15 protein-coding genes and 3 pseudogenes are annotated in these 18,705 nt (G+C 40.9%); 7 read left to right on the forward strand and 11 right to left on the reverse strand.

What is annotated here, in order from left to right:
• Positions 1 to 5 precede the first annotated feature (5 nt).
• Both asd and rsgA read right to left on the reverse strand, forming a co-directional pair.
• The gene (asd, locus tag AACL30_RS07445) at positions 6 to 881 is read right to left on the reverse strand and encodes an archaetidylserine decarboxylase (protein WP_339058421.1); all 876 of its coding nucleotides are present in this window, start codon (positions 879 to 881) and stop codon (positions 6 to 8) included.
• A 198-nt stretch (positions 882 to 1,079) separates the two neighbouring features.
• Positions 1,080 to 2,180 (reverse strand): small ribosomal subunit biogenesis GTPase RsgA, encoded by a 1,101-nt coding sequence (gene rsgA / locus AACL30_RS07450; RefSeq protein ID WP_339058212.1) that lies wholly within the window; start codon positions 2,178 to 2,180, stop codon positions 1,080 to 1,082.
• Between the two features lie 273 nt (positions 2,181 to 2,453).
• Here rsgA and orn point away from each other — a divergent pair, with 273 nt between their 5' ends.
• Genes orn through AACL30_RS07465 form a run of 3 tightly spaced genes read left to right on the forward strand, consistent with a single transcriptional unit; the run spans position 2,454 to position 4,296 of the window.
• A complete protein-coding gene (gene orn, locus AACL30_RS07455) occupies positions 2,454 to 2,999 on the forward strand; it encodes an oligoribonuclease (protein ID WP_339058213.1) in 546 nt (181 codons plus the stop codon).
• 22 nt (positions 3,000 to 3,021) lie between these two features.
• Positions 3,022 to 3,723: a tRNA (adenosine(37)-N6)-threonylcarbamoyltransferase complex dimerization subunit type 1 TsaB gene (gene tsaB / locus AACL30_RS07460; protein ID WP_006704951.1), complete on the forward strand. Its 702-nt coding sequence runs from the start codon at positions 3,022 to 3,024 to the stop codon at positions 3,721 to 3,723.
• 39 nt (positions 3,724 to 3,762) lie between these two features.
• Positions 3,763 to 4,296, forward strand: a complete 534-nt coding sequence (locus AACL30_RS07465; RefSeq protein WP_339058214.1) for a Slp family lipoprotein — start codon at positions 3,763 to 3,765, stop codon at positions 4,294 to 4,296.
• A 68-nt stretch (positions 4,297 to 4,364) separates the two neighbouring features.
• On the opposite strand, the gene AACL30_RS07470 is transcribed toward AACL30_RS07465, so the two are convergent.
• From AACL30_RS07470 to AACL30_RS07480, 3 genes are read right to left on the reverse strand one after another with little or no spacing between them, the layout of a single operon-like run.
• The gene (locus tag AACL30_RS07470) at positions 4,365 to 4,937 is read right to left on the reverse strand and encodes a hypothetical protein (protein WP_006704949.1); all 573 of its coding nucleotides are present in this window, start codon (positions 4,935 to 4,937) and stop codon (positions 4,365 to 4,367) included.
• 19 nt (positions 4,938 to 4,956) lie between these two features.
• Complete coding sequence (locus tag AACL30_RS07475) at positions 4,957 to 6,447, reverse strand: amino acid permease (protein ID WP_339058215.1); 1,491 nt, start codon at positions 6,445 to 6,447, stop codon at positions 4,957 to 4,959.
• A 17-nt stretch (positions 6,448 to 6,464) separates the two neighbouring features.
• Entirely contained in the window at positions 6,465 to 6,656 is a 192-nt protein-coding gene (locus tag AACL30_RS07480) for a hypothetical protein (protein ID WP_006704947.1), read from the reverse strand.
• 138 nt (positions 6,657 to 6,794) lie between these two features.
• On the opposite strand from AACL30_RS07480, the gene galU reads away from it, so the two are divergent.
• Positions 6,795 to 7,694, forward strand: coding sequence for a UTP--glucose-1-phosphate uridylyltransferase GalU (gene galU, locus AACL30_RS07485; protein ID WP_339058216.1), 900 nt, complete (start codon positions 6,795 to 6,797; stop codon positions 7,692 to 7,694).
• 18 nt (positions 7,695 to 7,712) lie between these two features.
• Entirely contained in the window at positions 7,713 to 9,128 is a 1,416-nt protein-coding gene (gene gndA, locus AACL30_RS07490; protein WP_339058217.1) for an NADP-dependent phosphogluconate dehydrogenase, read from the forward strand.
• A gap of 25 nt (positions 9,129 to 9,153) precedes the next feature.
• Here the strand turns inward: gndA and recC are convergent, their stop codons facing one another.
• The 3 genes from recC to AACL30_RS07505 all read right to left on the reverse strand — a co-directional run bounded on the left by recC (position 9,154) and on the right by AACL30_RS07505 (position 12,879).
• On the reverse strand, positions 9,154 to 12,540 hold the full coding sequence (gene recC / locus AACL30_RS07495) for an exodeoxyribonuclease V subunit gamma (RefSeq protein ID WP_339058218.1): 3,387 nt from the start codon (positions 12,538 to 12,540) through the stop codon (positions 9,154 to 9,156).
• Positions 12,541 to 12,619: 79 nt separating this feature from the next.
• Positions 12,620 to 12,754, reverse strand: a complete 135-nt coding sequence (locus AACL30_RS07500; RefSeq protein ID WP_339058219.1) for a hypothetical protein — start codon at positions 12,752 to 12,754, stop codon at positions 12,620 to 12,622.
• Complete coding sequence (locus AACL30_RS07505; protein ID WP_339058220.1) at positions 12,751 to 12,879, reverse strand: hypothetical protein; 129 nt, start codon at positions 12,877 to 12,879, stop codon at positions 12,751 to 12,753. The genes AACL30_RS07500 and AACL30_RS07505 overlap by 4 nt, the downstream gene beginning before the upstream one ends.
• 147 nt (positions 12,880 to 13,026) lie before the next feature.
• Between AACL30_RS07505 and AACL30_RS07510 the strand changes: the two genes are divergently transcribed.
• Positions 13,027 to 14,811, forward strand: coding sequence for a hypothetical protein (locus tag AACL30_RS07510; RefSeq protein ID WP_339058221.1), 1,785 nt, complete (start codon positions 13,027 to 13,029; stop codon positions 14,809 to 14,811).
• 516 nt (positions 14,812 to 15,327) lie between these two features.
• Here the strand turns inward: AACL30_RS07510 and AACL30_RS07515 are convergent.
• From AACL30_RS07515 to ybaL, 3 genes and pseudogenes are all read right to left on the reverse strand, one after another.
• Positions 15,328 to 15,789, reverse strand: coding sequence for an Ig-like domain-containing protein (locus AACL30_RS07515; protein ID WP_339058222.1), 462 nt, complete (start codon positions 15,787 to 15,789; stop codon positions 15,328 to 15,330).
• Between the two features lie 27 nt (positions 15,790 to 15,816).
• Positions 15,817 to 15,978: pseudogene (locus tag AACL30_RS16470) on the reverse strand (hypothetical protein); the annotation flags it as partial.
• An 859-nt stretch (positions 15,979 to 16,837) separates the two neighbouring features.
• Positions 16,838 to 18,113, reverse strand: a pseudogene (gene ybaL / locus AACL30_RS07520) (YbaL family putative K(+) efflux transporter); the annotation flags it as partial.
• 359 nt (positions 18,114 to 18,472) lie between these two features.
• Here ybaL and AACL30_RS07525 point away from each other — a divergent pair.
• Positions 18,473 to 18,622 (forward strand): annotated as a pseudogene (locus tag AACL30_RS07525) (ISKra4 family transposase); the annotation flags it as partial.
• Between the last annotated feature and the right edge of the window lie 83 nt (positions 18,623 to 18,705).

Below are 18,705 nucleotides of genomic sequence, written 5' to 3' on the forward strand. Positions count from 1 at the left end.
TTTTGTCAATTTTCCAACATAACAGCTTCAGCTAACGGCTCTCCCATACGGGCAACAGACTCACTACTTAAATGAGGAGCTAAATGAATTTTATTTGATGCAAATAAGTTGATGACGGTGGAGCCTAATTTAAAATGTCCCATTTCTTGCCCTTTTTCCAGCTTGATCGCTCCCTCATCATCGGTAGATGGATACGTCCAGCGTTGTATTATGCCTTCTCTTGCTGAGTTAATATTGCTTTCCCAAACAGTTTCTATACTGCCGACGATGGTAGCACCCACTAAAATTTGCGCTACTGAGCCGAAGGCGGTATCAAAAATACAGATGACTCGTTCATTGCGGGCGAACAAATTAGTAATATTTTCTGATGTCAACTGATTCACTGAAAAGAGATCACCGGGGACGTAAATCATTTCACGCAAGGTGCCATCACAGGGCATATGTACCCGATGGTAATCACGGGGAGCGAGATACGTTGTGACAAATTGACCATTTTTAAACTCTTCGGCTAATAAATAATTCCCTGCTAATAGGGCTTCCAAACTGTAATGATGTTCTTTGGCTTGCAAAATTTTTCCATCACAGATAGTGCCTAACTGGCTGATCGTGCCATCCGCCGGTTGTACCAACAGATGATCTCCTGCGGTGATCGGACGGGCGTTATCGGCTAATCGACGGACAAAAAATTCATTGAAAGAACGATAGGTTGCGAGCTCAGAATGCTGGGCTTCTTTCATATCCACTTTGTAATACCAAACAAAGCTTTTAATCGCCAATTGACTTAACCACCCCGCTTGTTTGTTTGCACCCCAGCCCGCCAAAAGTGTTAAACCTTGCCGCGGGAGTAAATATTGTAATTTTATTTTAAGACGTTCTAGCATAAAAACCTCATGAATATGTAGGCCATGACATAAAAAGGGTGTATTGGTAAAAATCGACTCTCTATACCCTTCGCCTTTCAAGTTACGGCTTTTTTGTCTGCGGGTGCTCGCCGAATCACGTAGTAGGTCTACGCTCATCGGTCGGTCGCCCTTGCCGCCTTGCCGTAACTCGAAATTCATTGGGTATATTGCTTGAAATCAGTCGCTGGAAAACAATTTTCTGGATCTTACCTGTTCCATACTGTCTAAAATACGATGGTAGTTATCAAAGCGTCCTGCAGCAATCTCGCCACGTTCAACCGCATCACGCAATGCACAGCCAGGATCGTCTAAATGGCGACAATCACGAAATTTACAGCGCGCTAAATAATGATGGAATTCAACGAAACCTTCAGTGACTTGCTTGGCTGTTAAATGCCAAAGCCCAAATTCACGTACACCAGGTGAATCAATAACATCCCCCCCCTGTAGCAAATGATACAAACGAGAAGCGGTAGTGGTATGTTGGCCTAAACCTGAATGATTTGAAACAGTATTAATCAAAATTTGTTTTTCGGTGGGAGGTAATAGGGTATTTAATAGACTCGATTTCCCTACACCAGATTGACCCGTAAAAATACTGACCTTCCCGACCAGTAATTGTTTAAACGATTCTATGCCTTCGCCCGTTTGGCTGGAAACCATGAATACCGGGTAATTAATTTTTCTATAGATAGCCATCATACTTTCTATCTTTTTACGATCGGCTTGATCTAATAAATCAATTTTATTGAGTAGAATTAACGGTTGTATTGTCAAATTTTCGCAGGCGACGAGATAACGATCGATAACATTCAATGATAATTCAGGCAAAATAGCAGAGACGATAATAATTTGATCAACATTAGCTGCAATGGGTTTTATTCCATCATAGAGATCAGGGCGCGTCACAATAGAAGTACGTTGATGAACTGCTTCGACAATACCTGTTACTTTTTCTATAGTAGTTTGTTCAAGCTCTGAGGATTTTTCATTTGAGGATTTTTCAATCGCTGTTTTTGATGTAATCGCCGGGCGCCATACAACATGATCACCGGTTACCAGAGAAGAAAGTGTGCGGCGAATATTACAGCGGTATTGTATGCCATCGTTGTCTTCCACATCAGCATGCTGGCCGAATCGACTGACGACAATGCCCGGTTGTGGCGCGCCGAACAATGCGTCATCGAGCGTCGATTCTTTATCTGCCGTACGTAGTCGGCGTTGATGATTTGCTTGCACTCGGCGCTGTTGGTTTCTGGATAGCTTATTTTTGCTCACGATACCTCATTCACTTAGCACCTAGTTAGGCTCAGTACTTATCGCTTCTAATAACTAAAAAAAGCTATAATATCACTGTTTTAATTTTGTTTTATCGTTTTATACCCAATGAATTTCGCGTTACGGCAAGGCGGCAATCAATCGAATCTCAGGAGTGTACAAAGTAGTACATGACAGAAGATAAGTGATCGCTGCCAACGCTTCCGTAATTTGAAAGGCGAAGGATATAAACCCTCTTGAAGTCTAGTATTTAAAAGATAGGCAGGAAGTATTATGACAGAAATTAAAAATAATTTGATCTGGATCGATTTAGAAATGACAGGTCTCTATCCCGAACATGATCGTATTATTGAGATCGCGACGCTAGTAACTGATGCCAATCTTAATCTTTTGGAGGAAGGTCCTGTCATTGCGATCCATCAATCTGATGAGACGCTCCATTTGATGGATGAATGGAATACACGAACGCATAATCGCAGTGGCCTGGTTGATCGCGTCAAAAATAGTACAACAGATGAAGCTGCTGCCGCACAACAAACCATTGAATTTTTAAAAGAATGGGTCTCGCCGGGTGTTTCGCCTATTTGTGGTAATAGTGTGGGACAAGATCGCCGTTTTTTATTTCGTTATATGCCAGAATTGGAAAAATATTTTCATTATCGCTATCTGGACGTCAGCACATTGAAAGAATTAGCGCGCCGTTGGAAACCTGAAATACTCAAGGGATTTACTAAAAACAATACCCATAAGGCGATGGATGATATCCGTGAATCGGTAGCGGAATTAATTTATTACCGCCAACATTTTATTCAGCCGTAAAAGGGTTAAAAAAGGAGGGGAGGTGTCCACACGAATTTTAGCGATTGATACCGCGACAGAAGCTTGTTCTGTTGCTATTTGGAATGACGGTGAAGTTATCGCACTGTTTGAGATTTGTCCTCGCACCCATACTCAGCGTATTTTGCCGATGGTGCAACAGGTATTAGCCGAATCAGGATTATCTTTGCATCAATTAGATGCGTTGGCTTTTGGTCGAGGACCCGGCAGTTTTACCGGGGTACGTATTGGCATCGGCATTGGGCAAGGGTTAGCATTAGGCGCTGATTTACCCATGATTGGTGTATCAACTTTACAGACCTTAGCGCAAGGCGCGTGGCGTAAGACAGGGGCGTGCCAGGTATTGGCGGTGTTAGATGCACGTATGGGGGAAGTCTATTGGGGGCAATTTGAACACAAAGCGGCGGGTCAATGGTCAAGTACGCACAGTGAAGCGGTTATGACGCCCCAGCAAGCTTTAATGCTCGCAGAATCGTTACAAGGATCCTGGGTATCTGTAGGGACAGGTTGGCAAACCTATCCTGATTTGATTGCTGGTAGTGGGGTTGATTTATCCGATGGCCAATTAGCGTTACCACAGGCGGAAGATATGTTGCCGCTAGCATTAGCGTTATGGCATAGCGGCAAAGCAGTTCCTGTTGAACAGGCTGAACCCATCTATCTGCGTAATGAAGTTACATGGAAAAAATTACCGAACCGTTCATGAAGGGTTGAATTAAAGACCACGATTAAGAGATAACCCACAATGAAAATTGAGATATTTAGCGCCAAATTTTTTTTTGCCGTGCTCGCTACCCTGCTGCTGACTGGCTGTGTGAATATACCTAAAGAAATTCAAGGGAAGACAGAGACACCACAACAAAATCTAAATTTAATAAAAAATACGCCTCGGGCGTTCATCGGACAAGAAGGGCGTTTCGGTGGTACCGTTGTCAATGTGACGAATGAGCGCCAACGGACACGTTTGGAAATCACCAGCATTCCTTTAGATCGTAACGCTAAACCCATGCTGACTGAACCTTCTCAAGGGAGGATCATTGCTTATGTTAATGCGTTTCTCACGCCTGCTGATTTTCAATACCGTTTGGTTACCGTTATTGGGACAATTAGCGGTGTTGAAACCGGTAAAATTGGCACGGTGCCTTATGATTTTATTGTGATCAACACCAGCGGTTATAAGCGTTGGTATTCAACAGAACAGAGGATGATGGCGTCAGTATTGATGGAACCATTGAATAAGCGTCAGCGAGCTGAGATACAAGGTATCTTTAATCATTAATAAACAATAAAACGGGTAAAAATTGTATTTTTACCCGTTTTTTCTTTCTATCTATCAGCTTCACTGTATTAAGGCGGGCAATGTAAATACCCCTGTAAAGCATTTTGCCAATGCGTAGACTGATCTATATCGTTATTGGGATCATAATTAACAAAAGTCCCGCTGGTATTAATATAATCCGGAGAATAATGAGGCATGCCGATATTGCGAACTTGTGCACATACTTCGACAAGACGGACTTTATCGCTCAGCGTTTGTTGGAGTTTTTCTCTGAACGCTTCGCGTTTACTCTTATCTTCATCGTCTACAGAGTTCATTGCCTTGGCGAGTAAATGAGTGTGGATATTCTTTTTAGTCGCATCAGCCATCCTAGTAACATCGAAATAAGAGTAAGTTCCTGCCAGTGAAAATAAAATGACGCCGTTATTATAGTGACGATTGTTAATACACTTAACCATCCCTTGATACAAATCGGGCGGAGTCGATTTGTTACTGACTTTGATGTCATCTCCACATCCTTTTAGTGTCAGTATTTGTGAGCTATCCTTCTTTAAAATGTCCATGTTTTTAAATAGAGCGTTATTACATCCACTCAAGGCAGCGATAACCATAAAGACAAATAAATATTTTGCTTTCATCATTTCTCCATCATGCTATGAATTAAGGTTCATTTTTCCACTGTGGAAATTCCATTTCATGGTATTTAACCATGCGTGTTCGCTTGGTTAGCTTATAACCGAACCAAATTGTTAAAAATAATGGAATGCCGATGTAAGTGGCTATTACAGCATACCAATCGATCTGATCGGCTAAAAATGCCTGATAATTTTGGCCTAGTGTAATAATAAGACACAACACAAACGCAAAAATTGGGCCTATCGGGAATAACGCCGAGCGATAAGGTAATGCGTTGATATCACGTCCTTGCGCTATATATCCCTTGCGGAAGCGATAGTGACTGACGGCAATGCCCAACCAGGCGATGAAACCGGTCATCCCCGAAGTGTTAAGCAACCATAAATATACGCTTTTATTGCCAAACATCGAACTAAGAAAACATAAACCTGCTACTGCTGTCGTCACATATAACGCATTACGCGGCACGCCATTTTTAGATAACCGTGCAAAAATTTGTGGGGCTTTACCTTCCTTCGCTAGGGTGAATAACATGCGGGTAGAAGCATACATACCCGAATTACCTGCTGAGAGTACTGCGGTTAAGATCACCGCATTCATTACCGCGGCGGCAGATAATAATCCTGCATTTTGAAATACTAAGGTGAAAGGGCTGAGGCTAATATCAGTCACATCATTACGCAGTAGGTTTGGATCATTATACGGAATGATTAGGCTGATAATTAAAATTGCAAAAATATAAAATAATAAAATACGCCAAAAAACTTTCCGTACCGCTTGCGGAATATTTTTGCCGGGATCTTTCGACTCCCCCGCTGCAATACCAATTAACTCGGTTCCTTGAAAGGAGAACCCGACGATCATCGCCACCCCTATCATGGCAGAAAATCCGCCGACAAAGGGCGCATCTCCAATCCCCCAGTTATGCCACCCCGCGCTTTCGCCCCCTTTCATGATCCCGGTTATCATCATCACGCCGACAATGATGAAGACAATGACCGTGGCGACTTTTATCAAAGAAAACCAATACTCAGACTCACCAAATCCTTTCACTGAAATGTAATTTAGCAAAAATATTAGGCCAAGAAATAAAGCGCTCCATGTCCAACCGGGGACGTCTGGAAACCAATAATGCATAACCAATTGAGCAGCAACCAAGTCAACCGCGATGGTAACTGCCCAGTTATACCAATAATTCCAACCTAATGCGAAACCAAACCCTTCTTCAACATATTTTGCACCATAGGTAGAAAATGAACCCGAAACTGGCATAAATGCAGCGAGTTCACCGAGACTGGTCATTAGAAAATAAACCATCAATCCAATTAATGCATAGGAAAGCAATGCCCCGCCTGGACCTGCTTGCGCCACGGTAGCACCAGAGGCAACAAATAAACCGGTACCGATAGATCCACCGATAGCAATCATGGCTAAATGTCGTGATTTAAGCTGACGACGCAAACCTGGCTCTCCCTGTTTTTTTTTCTCCTGCATGTTAATTTCTCTTTGAGCCATTCTTGGCGTCCTATCTATTAATTAAAGAATAAAACGGCATTGTAACAAATCTGAAGTGCGCTAATACCGTCAATTTGTTGGCATGTAAATATATACCCTTCGCCTTTCAAGTTACGGCTTTGTTGTCTGCGGGTGCTCGCCGAATCACGTAGTATGTCTACGCTCATCGGTCGGTCGCCCTTGCCGCCTTGCCGTAACTCGAAATTCATTGGGTATAGTAAGTTAACATTTTATGACGAAAATGCTATTTCGGCTTGCGTAGACAAACGGCTTGTTTCAATCTTAACAGCGGATTAAGATTGCTCTGATGAAAAAGCCGGCTATTGTGTGATAAACAAGGTAAAAAAATGAGCAAAGAATTGAAGGCGGTTATCCCGGTTGCGGGGCTTGGTACCAGAATGCTGCCTGCAACTAAGGCAATACCGAAAGAAATGTTGCCAGTCGTTGATAAACCCTTAATTCAGTATATTGTCAATGAATGTGTCGCCGCCGGTATAAAAGAAATCGTGCTGGTGAGTCATTCATCAAAAAATGCTATCGAAAACCATTTTGATACTTCTTTTGAATTAGAATCGGTTTTAGAGCAACGTGTAAAACGCCAATTATTAAAAGAAATTAAAGAGATTTGCCCGTCGGATGTCACTATTATACAAATACGCCAAGGACAAGCGAAAGGTTTGGGACATGCCATACTATGTGCTGAACCTGTAGTCGGCGATGCTCCCTTTGTCGTTTTACTGCCAGATGTGTTATTGGATACCTCTACCACAGAGGTTAAATTACAAAATTTAGCATTGATGATGAAACGATTTAGAGAAAATGGACGTAGCCAAATTATGGTGGAGCCTGTGCCGGCACTCGAAGTAACCAAATACGGTATCGTCGATTGTAATCAGGTGACGTTATCACCCTGCGATAGCGCGCTGATGCTCGATGTAGTAGAAAAACCTATCGTGGGTGAAGCCCCTTCTAATCTAGCGATAGTAGGACGCTATGTTTTTTCAGCAGATATTTGGCCGCAATTAAAAAAGATCACCTATGGGGTCGGTGGAGAAATACAATTAACGGATGCAATCGCTAACTTGATTAAAGATAAGGAAAATCCAAAATTAGTCGAAGCGTTTCATATAAGCGGTAAATCACATGATTGTGGTGATAAGCTCGGTTATATGAAGGCGTTTGTTAGCTATGGTATTCATCATCCAACCGAAGGTAAGGCTTTCTTGGCCTGGTTAAAGCAGTTTTAAAGAGGATATTTTTCAAATATGTCGAAACAAGAGAAAACATTGGGAGGCGTAGGGGTCGTCGGGATGGCGGTAATGGGTCGCAACTTGGCGCTTAATATTGAAAGCCGGGGCTATTCCGTCGCCATTTTTAACCGTACAGGAGAAACAACACAGGAAGTCATTGAAGAAAATCCAGGCAAGAATCTGATCCCACATTACACTATCAAAGAATTTGTGGCTTCACTGGCAACCCCAAGATGCATCTTACTGATGGTAAAAGCGGGTAAACCCACCGATGACACTATTGCCTCATTGGTTCCTTATTTAGATAAGGGGGATATTTTGATCGATGGCGGCAACACCTATTATCGGGACACCATGCGCCGTAATAGTGAGCTCTCTAGCCTCGGTGTTCATTTTATTGGCACTGGTGTCTCTGGTGGTGAAGAGGGGGCATTGAAAGGGCCATCGATTATGCCTGGCGGACAAAAAGAGGCTTATCAATTGGTAGCGCCTCTGCTAGAAAAAATTGCCGCTACAGTGGATGACAAACCCTGTGTTACCTATATCGGTGCTGACGGTGCCGGACATTATGTAAAAATGGTACACAATGGTATCGAATATGGCGATATGCAACTGATTGCGGAAGCCTATTCATTGCTGAAAAACGCATTAGGCATGAAGAATGCAGAACTGGCAGAGACCTTTAGCGAGTGGAACAAAGGAGAGCTAAAAAGTTATCTTATCGAAATTACCGCTCATATCTTTGCTAAAAAAGATGAAGACGGCAGTGATCTGATTGATAAAATACTTGATGCAGCGGCCAATAAAGGTACCGGCAAATGGACCAGCCAAAGCGCCTTAGATTTAGGTATTCCGTTGACTTTGATCACGGAATCAGTGTTTGCCCGTTATCTTTCCTCGCTAAAATCGCAGCGAATCGCTGCTGCTAAAGTGCTAACAGGTCCAAAAATAAAACGCGTTGATGGCAATAAAGAGGAATTCATTGAAAAAGTCCGGCGCGCATTGTATCTGGGTAAAATCGTATCTTATGCACAGGGATTTCAGCAACTGAACGCGGCGGCAGAAGAGCATAAATGGAAGCTAAACTACGGTGAAATCGCCAGTATTTTTCGCGCTGGCTGTATTATCCGCGCTCAGTTTTTACAAAAAATCACTGAGGCTTATGCTGAAAACAACGATATCGCGAATCTGCTACTGGCGCCTTATTTTAAAGATATCACTGATAAATATCAGTCCGCGTTACGAGATGTAGTGGCCTACGCAGTACAAAATGGTATTCCAACCCCTACTCTCTGTGCCGCAATAGCCTACTACGATAGCTATCGTGCGGAAGTATTGCCAGCCAATCTCATTCAAGCACAGCGGGATTATTTTGGCGCTCATACTTATCAACGTATAGATAAGGAAGGGATATTTCATAGCAAATGGTGATATATCCCCTTCGCCTCGAATCAAATTAAACTGATTCGGCTATATTATGAAGCGCTAAGGGTAATAAATAACGTTCTGTTTCTTGCAAAATAGTTTGCAAATACTGTTCATCCATAGCACGAAAAACACGTTGGATATAAGGATTTTCACCTTCTCCTGAAATTCCTTTGTTGATATTACCCTGCCACATTTGTAATAACTTGGCTTTGGCTTGATTTTGTATTTTCTCATCCCAACAAATTTCGCCAGTTTTTGAGTTAAAACAATGCTGCAACCATGCCCAACCACTTTTGTGTAATAGTAAGAGTGGTTGGCTCATACCCTGTTGATATCCCGAACACAGTACTTTTAAATATTGTTGGGCGTCAGACTGAGATAATGCGCCAAAGCGCCACCTTGTTCCTTTACAACCATAGATCCGACTTTCACCCTGCCCCCCCGCCAAGCAGTAGGCAAGATGCTCTAGCCACAGTAATAACCCATCTACCGCGGTTAATGTACTGGGTCGCCAGCGCAGTAATCCATCCGTTTGAACTTGATTTATCCGGCCGCCCAGCTTGGCTTTGCCCACATCAATATCTAATTCAAAATCGTAACCTTGTTCTTTTTCTTGGCGAATTTGTTGTGCCAGTGGCATCAGGGCATCTCGCTGATTTTGCCAATATATTTCGCCGAAAGATCCATAAGGTAAAATACCTGCCGCTTTAGATCGCGCAAAAAATTGATCCATCTCTTTTTGTTCTATCAAGGCATTCAAAAGCAGCGTATTAAATTGATAGCGCGCTAAATTATCTAAGGTGAAAGGCTCTTCGTCAGATAATTCGCTTTCTTCGATAATAAAATTCACCCCCAGGCGTAATTGAAAAAAAGCTCTGATGGGATGGCGGTAAAAAGAGATGAGATCATCCAATGTGAACTCGGTTAAGGCGCCTATCGCTAAAGGTTGATTGAAATCAGGATAAGCTTTTCCTAGCCCTTGTGCCGCTGGCAACCATTCAGCGGCATAACTTTGTTGTTCACTGCCAATGAAAAAATTGCTGGCGGCAAATGGCTCTCGCGTATGCCTTTGTAGTATATGTTCGGTGACACGTTGAGCACTTTCATCGGCGCATTTTTTTTCGTCTCCTGGGAGCCGATAACTTTGCGCAATATATTCCAGTAATTCACTCACTAATACCGAAGGATAACGGGTATTGTTGTTTTGAATAGAATGACCAATGTAGCTAATATAGAGCTGCTGCCCTGCAGAAAGTAAGGCTTCAAGAAACAAATAACGATCATCATCTCGACGGCTACGATCGCCTTTTTGTATTTGCTTGGCCATTAAATCAAAACCCAATGGTTTTACTGTTCTTGGATAAATACCATCATTCATCCCTAATAAGCAGACAATGTTAAAAGGAATCGAACGCATAGGCATCAAAGTACAAAAATTAATTGATCCGGCCAAAAAACGTTGGCTTATTCTTTCGTTTTCAAAGTGTGCTACCAGATCATCTCTTAGTAGCGTAATAGGGACACTGTCAGGGTATTTTGCAGCAACGCCATAACTGATAATTTTTTGCCACTGTTGTTCGATCGAAGCCAAAATTTCTTCATTATCATCGTTGGATTCGAAGAACGTATCGAGTAATTTTCGGCACAGGCAAGACCATTCAACCAGGGTACGAGGATGACTGAGTTGCTCACGCCATACGCTGAGTTGCATTAGCATTTCTGCGAGTTTTCCTACTAATTCTGCCGCCAAACCACTGGAGTCGTCATAAGGGAGTATGCCTTGCCAGTCTCCCGCGCTGCTGTCCATCGCATAGCCGAGTAGCATACGCGTTAATCCAAATCGCCAGGTGTGCTGACCGGTTGGAGGTAAAGAAAGTTGCCGCACGTTATCGTCATCTAATCCCCAACGTATTCCCGATTCTTTCACCCATTGACGTAGACGGCATAAGCCTTCTTCATTGATATCAAATTTTTTAGCTAATGCTTGCACTTCCAAAAACATTAATACTTGCTCTGAAGTAAAGCGACTTTGCGGCAAATCAAGTAAGGTAATAAAGGCTTGTAATACGGGATGAACTTGACTGGATTTACGATCTGAAATCGCAAAGGGCAAATAACGCTCATGGGTTGCGTTGCCAAATACCGCCTGAATATAAGGCGTATAATTGTCGATATCTGCTACCATCACAATGATATCGCGCACTGTTAGCTTGGGGTCTGTCGCCAATAATGCCAATAATTGATCCTGTAAAACTTCGACTTCTCGTTGCGGGCTATGACAAACATGGATATTAATAGAGCGATCTTGTGGATCAAGTAACCGTTTTTGATCACTGTGGCTGAGGGTTTCCACTGTGGTACCGATAACAGCATGATCTTCTAGCTCCAACATATCATGTTGTACCGCATGGAGTAGGTTATCTGGCTCAACATCAGCAAATGCATGTATTTCTTGGATATCGTCAAATTGTGATAATAAATAGAGGTGATCTCGACCTAAACGCCCCCAGGAGGCGAGTAACGGATTACTGAGATTTTTTTCAGCTTCTGCATTAAATAATGTGGCGTCTGACGGTGTCTGCGGTAACGAAGGGGATGGACGCGATCTGTGAGCAGAGCGGTGCCGACGGCTTTGTAATTTAGCCAGAAAGGCATAATTTTGTATATCACCCCAAAAATAGCGGCACGGATTGGTAAACATCAAATGAATATCAATATGTTTACTTAACGCTTGTAAGGCTTGCAAATAAATAGGGGGTAAAGCAGAAATACCGCAGATAAATACCCGTTTCGGTAAATCGGCTGGGCAAGTTTCACTTTCATACAGTCTTTGAATAAAATTTTGATAGAGGTTAGCGCGATGCCACTCAGGTTGTTTAAGCTCACGGGTATATTTTACCAATTCCTGCCATAAAGGCGCCTGCCATTGTTGTATATCGGTCAATCCATCAATGAGCCGTCCGTTTTCCCACTGTTTTAACCACTGAGGACGATAAACCAGATATTGATCGAACAGATCGGCCACCCGTTTTGATAATTGGTGAATTTTTTGTTTGTTGTTATCGTCATTTAGATACTGTTTTATCGGGGCAAAAATAGGGCGATTAAGTAAATATGGCAACAACCACATCAATTTCCAGTTCATTGCCTCTTTGCAAAAAGCACTTTCTTTCGGTATGCCAGGTAATACTTTGATAAACATATCCCAAATAAATGTGGCAGGAAGAGGAAATTGAATATTGGCCGCAATATTGAATTGTTGTGCTAATTGAATTTGTAGCCACTGTGCCATCCCTGGGCTCTGTACTAATATTATTTCTTGTTGAAATGGATCCGCTAACGGCTCACGTTTTATCAGTGCCGTCATCAGTTCTTTTAATATATCTAATTGATTGGAGTAGTAAACGGTGAACATTGTCGTTTTGTTCTCTGATAATGAAACGGAGAGATTAGGCGAAATTTTATAGCACGTACTCCGACTTGCTCCAACCAGTTTACATGATATAGCCGATATACCCTTCGCCTTTCAAGTTACGGCTTTGTTGTCTGCGGGTGCTCGCCGAATCACGTAGTATGTCTACGCTCATCGGTCGGTCGCCCTTGCCGCCTTGCCGTAACTCGAAATTCATTGGGTATATACCATGGCAGCAATCGTGCTTGCGCCTGCTGAGCCTCTGCTTTCGTTGTAAGCTTGACGTACCAGCGCCTGAAGTGGGAAGCCTCGCCCAATAGAGCGGGGAGCAATCATAAACATTAATTTACTTCTTATTAACATATTTTTAATATATTACGTCATTAATTGATATCTATCTTCTTTTTTTCTTATACCATCCTAACTAAAGCACAATTTTATTATTTAATTTTTTATTCAAAAATTAAATAAGTGATCCAAGGAGCTAACATGAAAAGCATGGGCATTTTGGCATTAAAAAATGGTGAGTTCGTGCCTGCCAGCGGGAATTCAAGAAAGATGTTTTTTGTAGGAACTGGAAATGCTTCTGAACTTCCTATCAAAAAACCCTCCCCCTGGAAGGGTATTAAAAAGAGTTTTTCTGGCGCTGTTAAAAAAGCGGTTGTTAAGATTAGAACTAAAGATAAAAAAATGGATTCTTGTACCTTTTGTTCTGATAGTATCGACATCTTTTGTGATCTTCAATCAGTGAAAGAAAGTTCAATAGAGATAGGCTCTATGACAGCTGAACAACAACTGATTAATGATATAGTTAGGATGTATACTGAAGATGTGGTCGGAAAATATAGAGGGAATAAAAATGTTAAACTTAAAAAAGATATTTCATCTATCAATGAATTATGTACGGAACTCAATGATCAAGTTAACAAGGTAAACGATAGAAATAAGAGTAATTTTTTACCATTATTTAAAGCATTTACCAAGAAAATTGAGGGTAAAACCCCCGATGATAGCTCCGTTAATTATTTAAGCAGAATGTCTGATTTTCCGGATCACCTGTACTTGCAGGAAAAAACGGAACAGACGGAAGAAGTAAAACAAATAAATGAAAATCAGCGATTATTAGCCGATTTTTTAAAGGACTATATCAATAATAATGAAAGACATCTGAAATGCTTCAAAGATATATTGAAAAAAGAAGCAATTAAAAAATATGCAGTGATTGAATTAGAAAATAAAACAAATGTTGTTTTTAGAGTTTTCCCTAAAAATAATAGAGAAATAGCTGAATTACTTACTATATTATCGAAAAATCACAGGGCAGATGGAACATGGGCTAAGGATTTGGCGAAATTTCTTGAAAAGTCTGAATTAGCTGCTTTTATGAAAATAGAGCCGTTAGAAAATAACGCGCAACTGCAGCTAGTATTTTTAGAGGATAATTTGACATCAGTTAATGAAAATATAAAGCAATTAACTCTATTGACACAATTTATCGGTAATAAGATACCTCATATTAAGAACGCGCTTGCTAACCTTAACAAACCTAATCCCAATGATGATCCTAATGAGTTGCAAAATGCGCAACGGGCTTATTATAGAATGACCCAAATTTTTTCTGATGAAGACACTAAAGACTACCTAAAGGAAGGTGGTTTAGGTAATAAAGACAATACTATACAAAATACAATTGATACACGTCAGATTATTGATAATGCTTTAAAAGATATAGAACAAGCATCGAAATCAAAGTTTTCTTTTAAGAAAGAAAAGCACAGTAAAGTAAAAGCAAGATTAGAAAATATTAGAGCTATAGCTAATAACTGGGAGACGTTAAAATGCAACATCGCCAGTAACAATACGGTGCAAAATATAGATAACAGGCTGCGGGATGCAATAGCAGAAGATATCAAGCAGCTCGACCGTGAACTGATATCCATAAGTTTACATAAATTTACTAAAAAAATTAAATCGGTACTTATCGGTATTGGCGTAGTAACGCTTCCATCAGTGATTTTAGCGCCGTATCTTACCATTCCTTTATTAATTACTAGCATCGTTTTCGGCTTGATTTACCTGATGACTGAATATAAGCCAATGACGGTGGAAAGCGACATTAACAAAGTATTGTCTGCAAGCGTTAAAAAGCTTTCAAACAAAAAAACGGATGCTAAGTTTGAAAGCCAAGCCGTCCCTTGGTCTACTGCGTTTAGATTCTGGCTGACAAGCGATTTAAATTTCGACGAAAAGCGTATTTTCATAAGTCCGGTTTGAAAACATAACTTGTCTAATACTACAGTCGTAGTTAATTCATGTATTGGTGATTTTGGTGGCTCAGCGGTTATTGTCTTTATACCTAAACCACCTTCCTTTAGGTAATCTTATTTGTTTTATTTTCTAATTCAATCACTGCATATTTTTTAATTTCTTCTTTTTTCAATATATCTTTGAAGCATTTCAGATGTCTTTCATTATGGGAGTTTAGGTAGCATTTGTTTTTGTTATGTCATCGCGTTCAATCATTACCGTCAAGGAACAACTCCGATATTTCTCCATTCCATGTAAATGGATAAAACATATTATATTCTTTTTCGCCAAATTGTAGCGTCGTTTGCAACGTGAAACTTCCTTTATGAGTATACATACATTCTTCTTTTACAGCATACCGGGCTAATGTACCTTCATAACCTACTACACCACTAGAAGTGAGCCAATAATCACGATCATTATAATCAACTCTTCTGCTGTCTTCAGTAGGATTGATGATTTTGTGAGAAATGAACAATTGCGTTATGAGTTTTTTATTATTACCTCCTGTGAACGAGTAAAGTTTTTGGTATAGATGATACTCTGCTGCGCATTTGCAAAGTGAAGATCAGGTGTGATGGTTCTCGCGGTAACAGTGATCGTCACGACCTTCTCCATGTTGTTCCCCACAACGGCCTGACCATCGATATATGGGGTGATCGTCACCGCTTTGGCAAGGGTACCTTTCACCGCTTTCAACTTGGCGCGGTAGACGCCCTTTTCTTCCGTGATGTCACTCAACGTGATGCCGGCTTCATCGTCACGGTTAAAGCTGACCTTTAAATTGCGCAGAGGCTGATTGCTGGCATCCCTGGCGGTAAAGGTTAAGGCCGCCTCATCCTGACCGTCGGCAATAATTTCATTTGTTGAAACAGTAAAGTCATAGTGGTTGGGAACAACCGGCGCAAAGCGTTTCGCTTTCAACAATGTTACGACTTTCTTCATATTCTTCCCCATAACGGCCTGACCTCCGACGTGCGGGGTAATCGTCACCGCTTTGGTATCGTTACCTGTTAGGGTGGCGCTGTAAACCCCCTTATTCTCCGTGACGGCACTTAGCCTGGTGCCCGCTTCATCGTCACGTTTAAAACTGACGTTTAAATTGCGAATAGGCTGGTTGCTGGCATCCTTTATTCAGAAATGCGTGTTTTTAAACAAAAATGACTCTGCAATATTAACAATTTTATTATTTCGTTGATGATTTGTGTCATAAAATAAAAATCAACTCTCTCATCTCTCAATAAAAAAGAATGGTTTTTCCTGATGAAAATATTATCGTTTCATGAGATATAGAATAGAAATAATAACTATTTCATCACTACTCTCTTTAGATGAAAATTTTCGTAAATAATCTTCTAGCCTCAATTTATATTTTTTGCTTCTTTTAGATTTAAGTGCGCTGATAGTTAATAAACTATTTGCGGTGGCTGATATTTTAACAATGATCATTGTCCCCGTCTCAGTTGCATCTACTTTCACTCTTCCATTTTCACTCTTCCATTCCTTAAAGTTCACTTCTGTATTTTTAGTTTATATTTATACATGCCGATTCCATTATTAACAGATATAAAATTTCATAAAAATTATTTTTTAGGATTGCATCTCTGGCCTTCATTATTTACACACAATTAATAGTGCTTAATTAAAAGCCATAATTATGATTTACTCATGCCTTGTTGTGATACACAATACTATCTACATTCATTATTATTAGAGTGAATTTTACTCTTTCACAAATAGAAAATAAATGATTTTCCTATTCTCAATATTTCATCCTCACATAGCATTAATGAAAAACATTTAATTATCTGTGTATTAATAAGCTTTAAATTTCGGCAAAAAATACTATTATCGTATAATGTAAAAATTTTATACTTGTATTAATAATTTTTTATATGAGCGTTCAAAAAGAGCTGAATAGTTCTGATCAAAATTTCGATGATTGCCAGTTAGAATGGTTCCGAATAGGGGTTATTGGTGAAAATAGGAGAGCATAACCCACTAATACAGAATGGTTGCATAAGTTAAGGGAAATCTGTTTTTTTTTCTTCAACGGTCTCCTCTAAAGTTTGGTCTTTCGCTGTTTCCATATTACGCAAATAACGCTCAAATAGACTAAAGAGTAGTGGATTGAGCATAATGGAAAGGATCGAACTGGCCAGTACCAGATTTCGACCATATTCAGACAATAAACCGAGAGAGACCCCTAATCCCGCTAAAATAAATGCGAACTCACCAATTTGCGCTAAACTCGCCGAAATCGTTAGAGCTGTGCGTTTTGAGTGACCAAATAAACGAACAAGTATAAATGCTACAATTGATTTTCCAAATATGATAATACTCAACGCAGCAATAATCGCTAAGGGTTCACGCACTAAGATTACCGGGTCAAGTAGCATGCCAACGGAGACAAAAAATAATACTGCGAAGGCATCACGTAGCGGTAAGGTATCCTGAGCGGCTCGGTGGCTAAGTTCAGATTCATTCAATACCATACCAGCAAAGAAGGCACCCAACGCGAAGGAGACATCAAACAGGCCTACTGCACCATAGGCAATTCCTAGCGCAAGCACCAACACAGCCAGTGTGAACAGTTCACGTGAGCCAGTGCACGCAGTTTTAGCCAAGATCCAAGGAACCAGGCGGCGGCCAACAACAATCATTAATGTGATGAAAGCGATGACCTTACCGATAGTAATAGCCAATTCGGTAAACAATTGCTGAGTACTGCTATTTTCGTTCCCTAAGACACCGGAAAAAGCGGGCAGTAGTACTAACGTTAGCACCATAACCAAATCTTCTACGATTAACCAACCAATAGCTATTTGCCCACGTTGGCTATCAATCAGTTGCCGTTCTTCCAAAGCGCGTAGTAAGACTACTGTGCTGGCTGTCGATAAACATAAGCCGAATACCAGCCCCGTCACATGATCCCAACCTAATAAATGCGATAGACCAATCCCCAACAGGGTAGCGACAATAATTTGAGCGATGGCTCCGGGAATGGCGATAGATTTTACTGCCAGGAGATCGTTAAGAGAAAAATGGAGCCCAACGCCAAACATTAACAAAATCACACCAATATCTGCCAGTTCTGGCGCTAACGAGAGATCAGCAATGAAACCTGGCGTGAAAGGTCCAACCAAAACCCCTGCGGTAAGGTACCCTACCAGAGGTGAAATGCGTAGGCGATGAGCCAGTGTTCCTAAGAAAAAGGCGACTACCAGGCCGCCAACTATCGTGGTGATTAATGGGGTTGAGTTGTGCATCCAGATTCCTCTGCCTTGCCATGAGTATGAATATAACCCGCCGCTTATGATCGGTAAGTAATAACGCCAGTTGGTCTGTCAACAGCAATCGAATTTTGGGTCTTCCGCAAATTGTGTGGTGCGAGTTCTGCTCAGTTATAAAAAAATGGCTTCATTATCAAAGTTAATGGTGTTACCCGTTGGATGGAATGCTGTGGTTAATAAGATTTCTTCACACGTATTGAAATCTTAATGACAGATTACCGTAGAACAGCAAGTTCTCCTAATTATGGCTACCGTTCCCAGCATAGACATGGTCACTATCAACATGTTATTCAACATTCACCCTGTACCAATAATTCAGTCTTTCTGGTATTTAGTTATGTCATGTGGCAAAACGGCGAGAAGCAGAGTTGGCTGAAAAGCCTGATTATCTTTCAGGTTGCCCTCAAGATTGGGCAGCGTTCCCCAAACCAGGTAAATCCATAATTGTGGGTATTGGCGGGGGCTATGTTCGCAACAAAAATGATATAGGCGCTAAGGCATTAATGGATTCAATTAATTATTGCATTAATTATTTTTTAACATTATATTTACAATTATCTAGCATTGT

Origin of the sequence: Candidatus Regiella endosymbiont of Tuberolachnus salignus (assembly GCF_964020115.1) — a bacterium.
GTDB lineage: Bacteria > Pseudomonadota > Gammaproteobacteria > Enterobacterales > Enterobacteriaceae > Regiella > Regiella insecticola.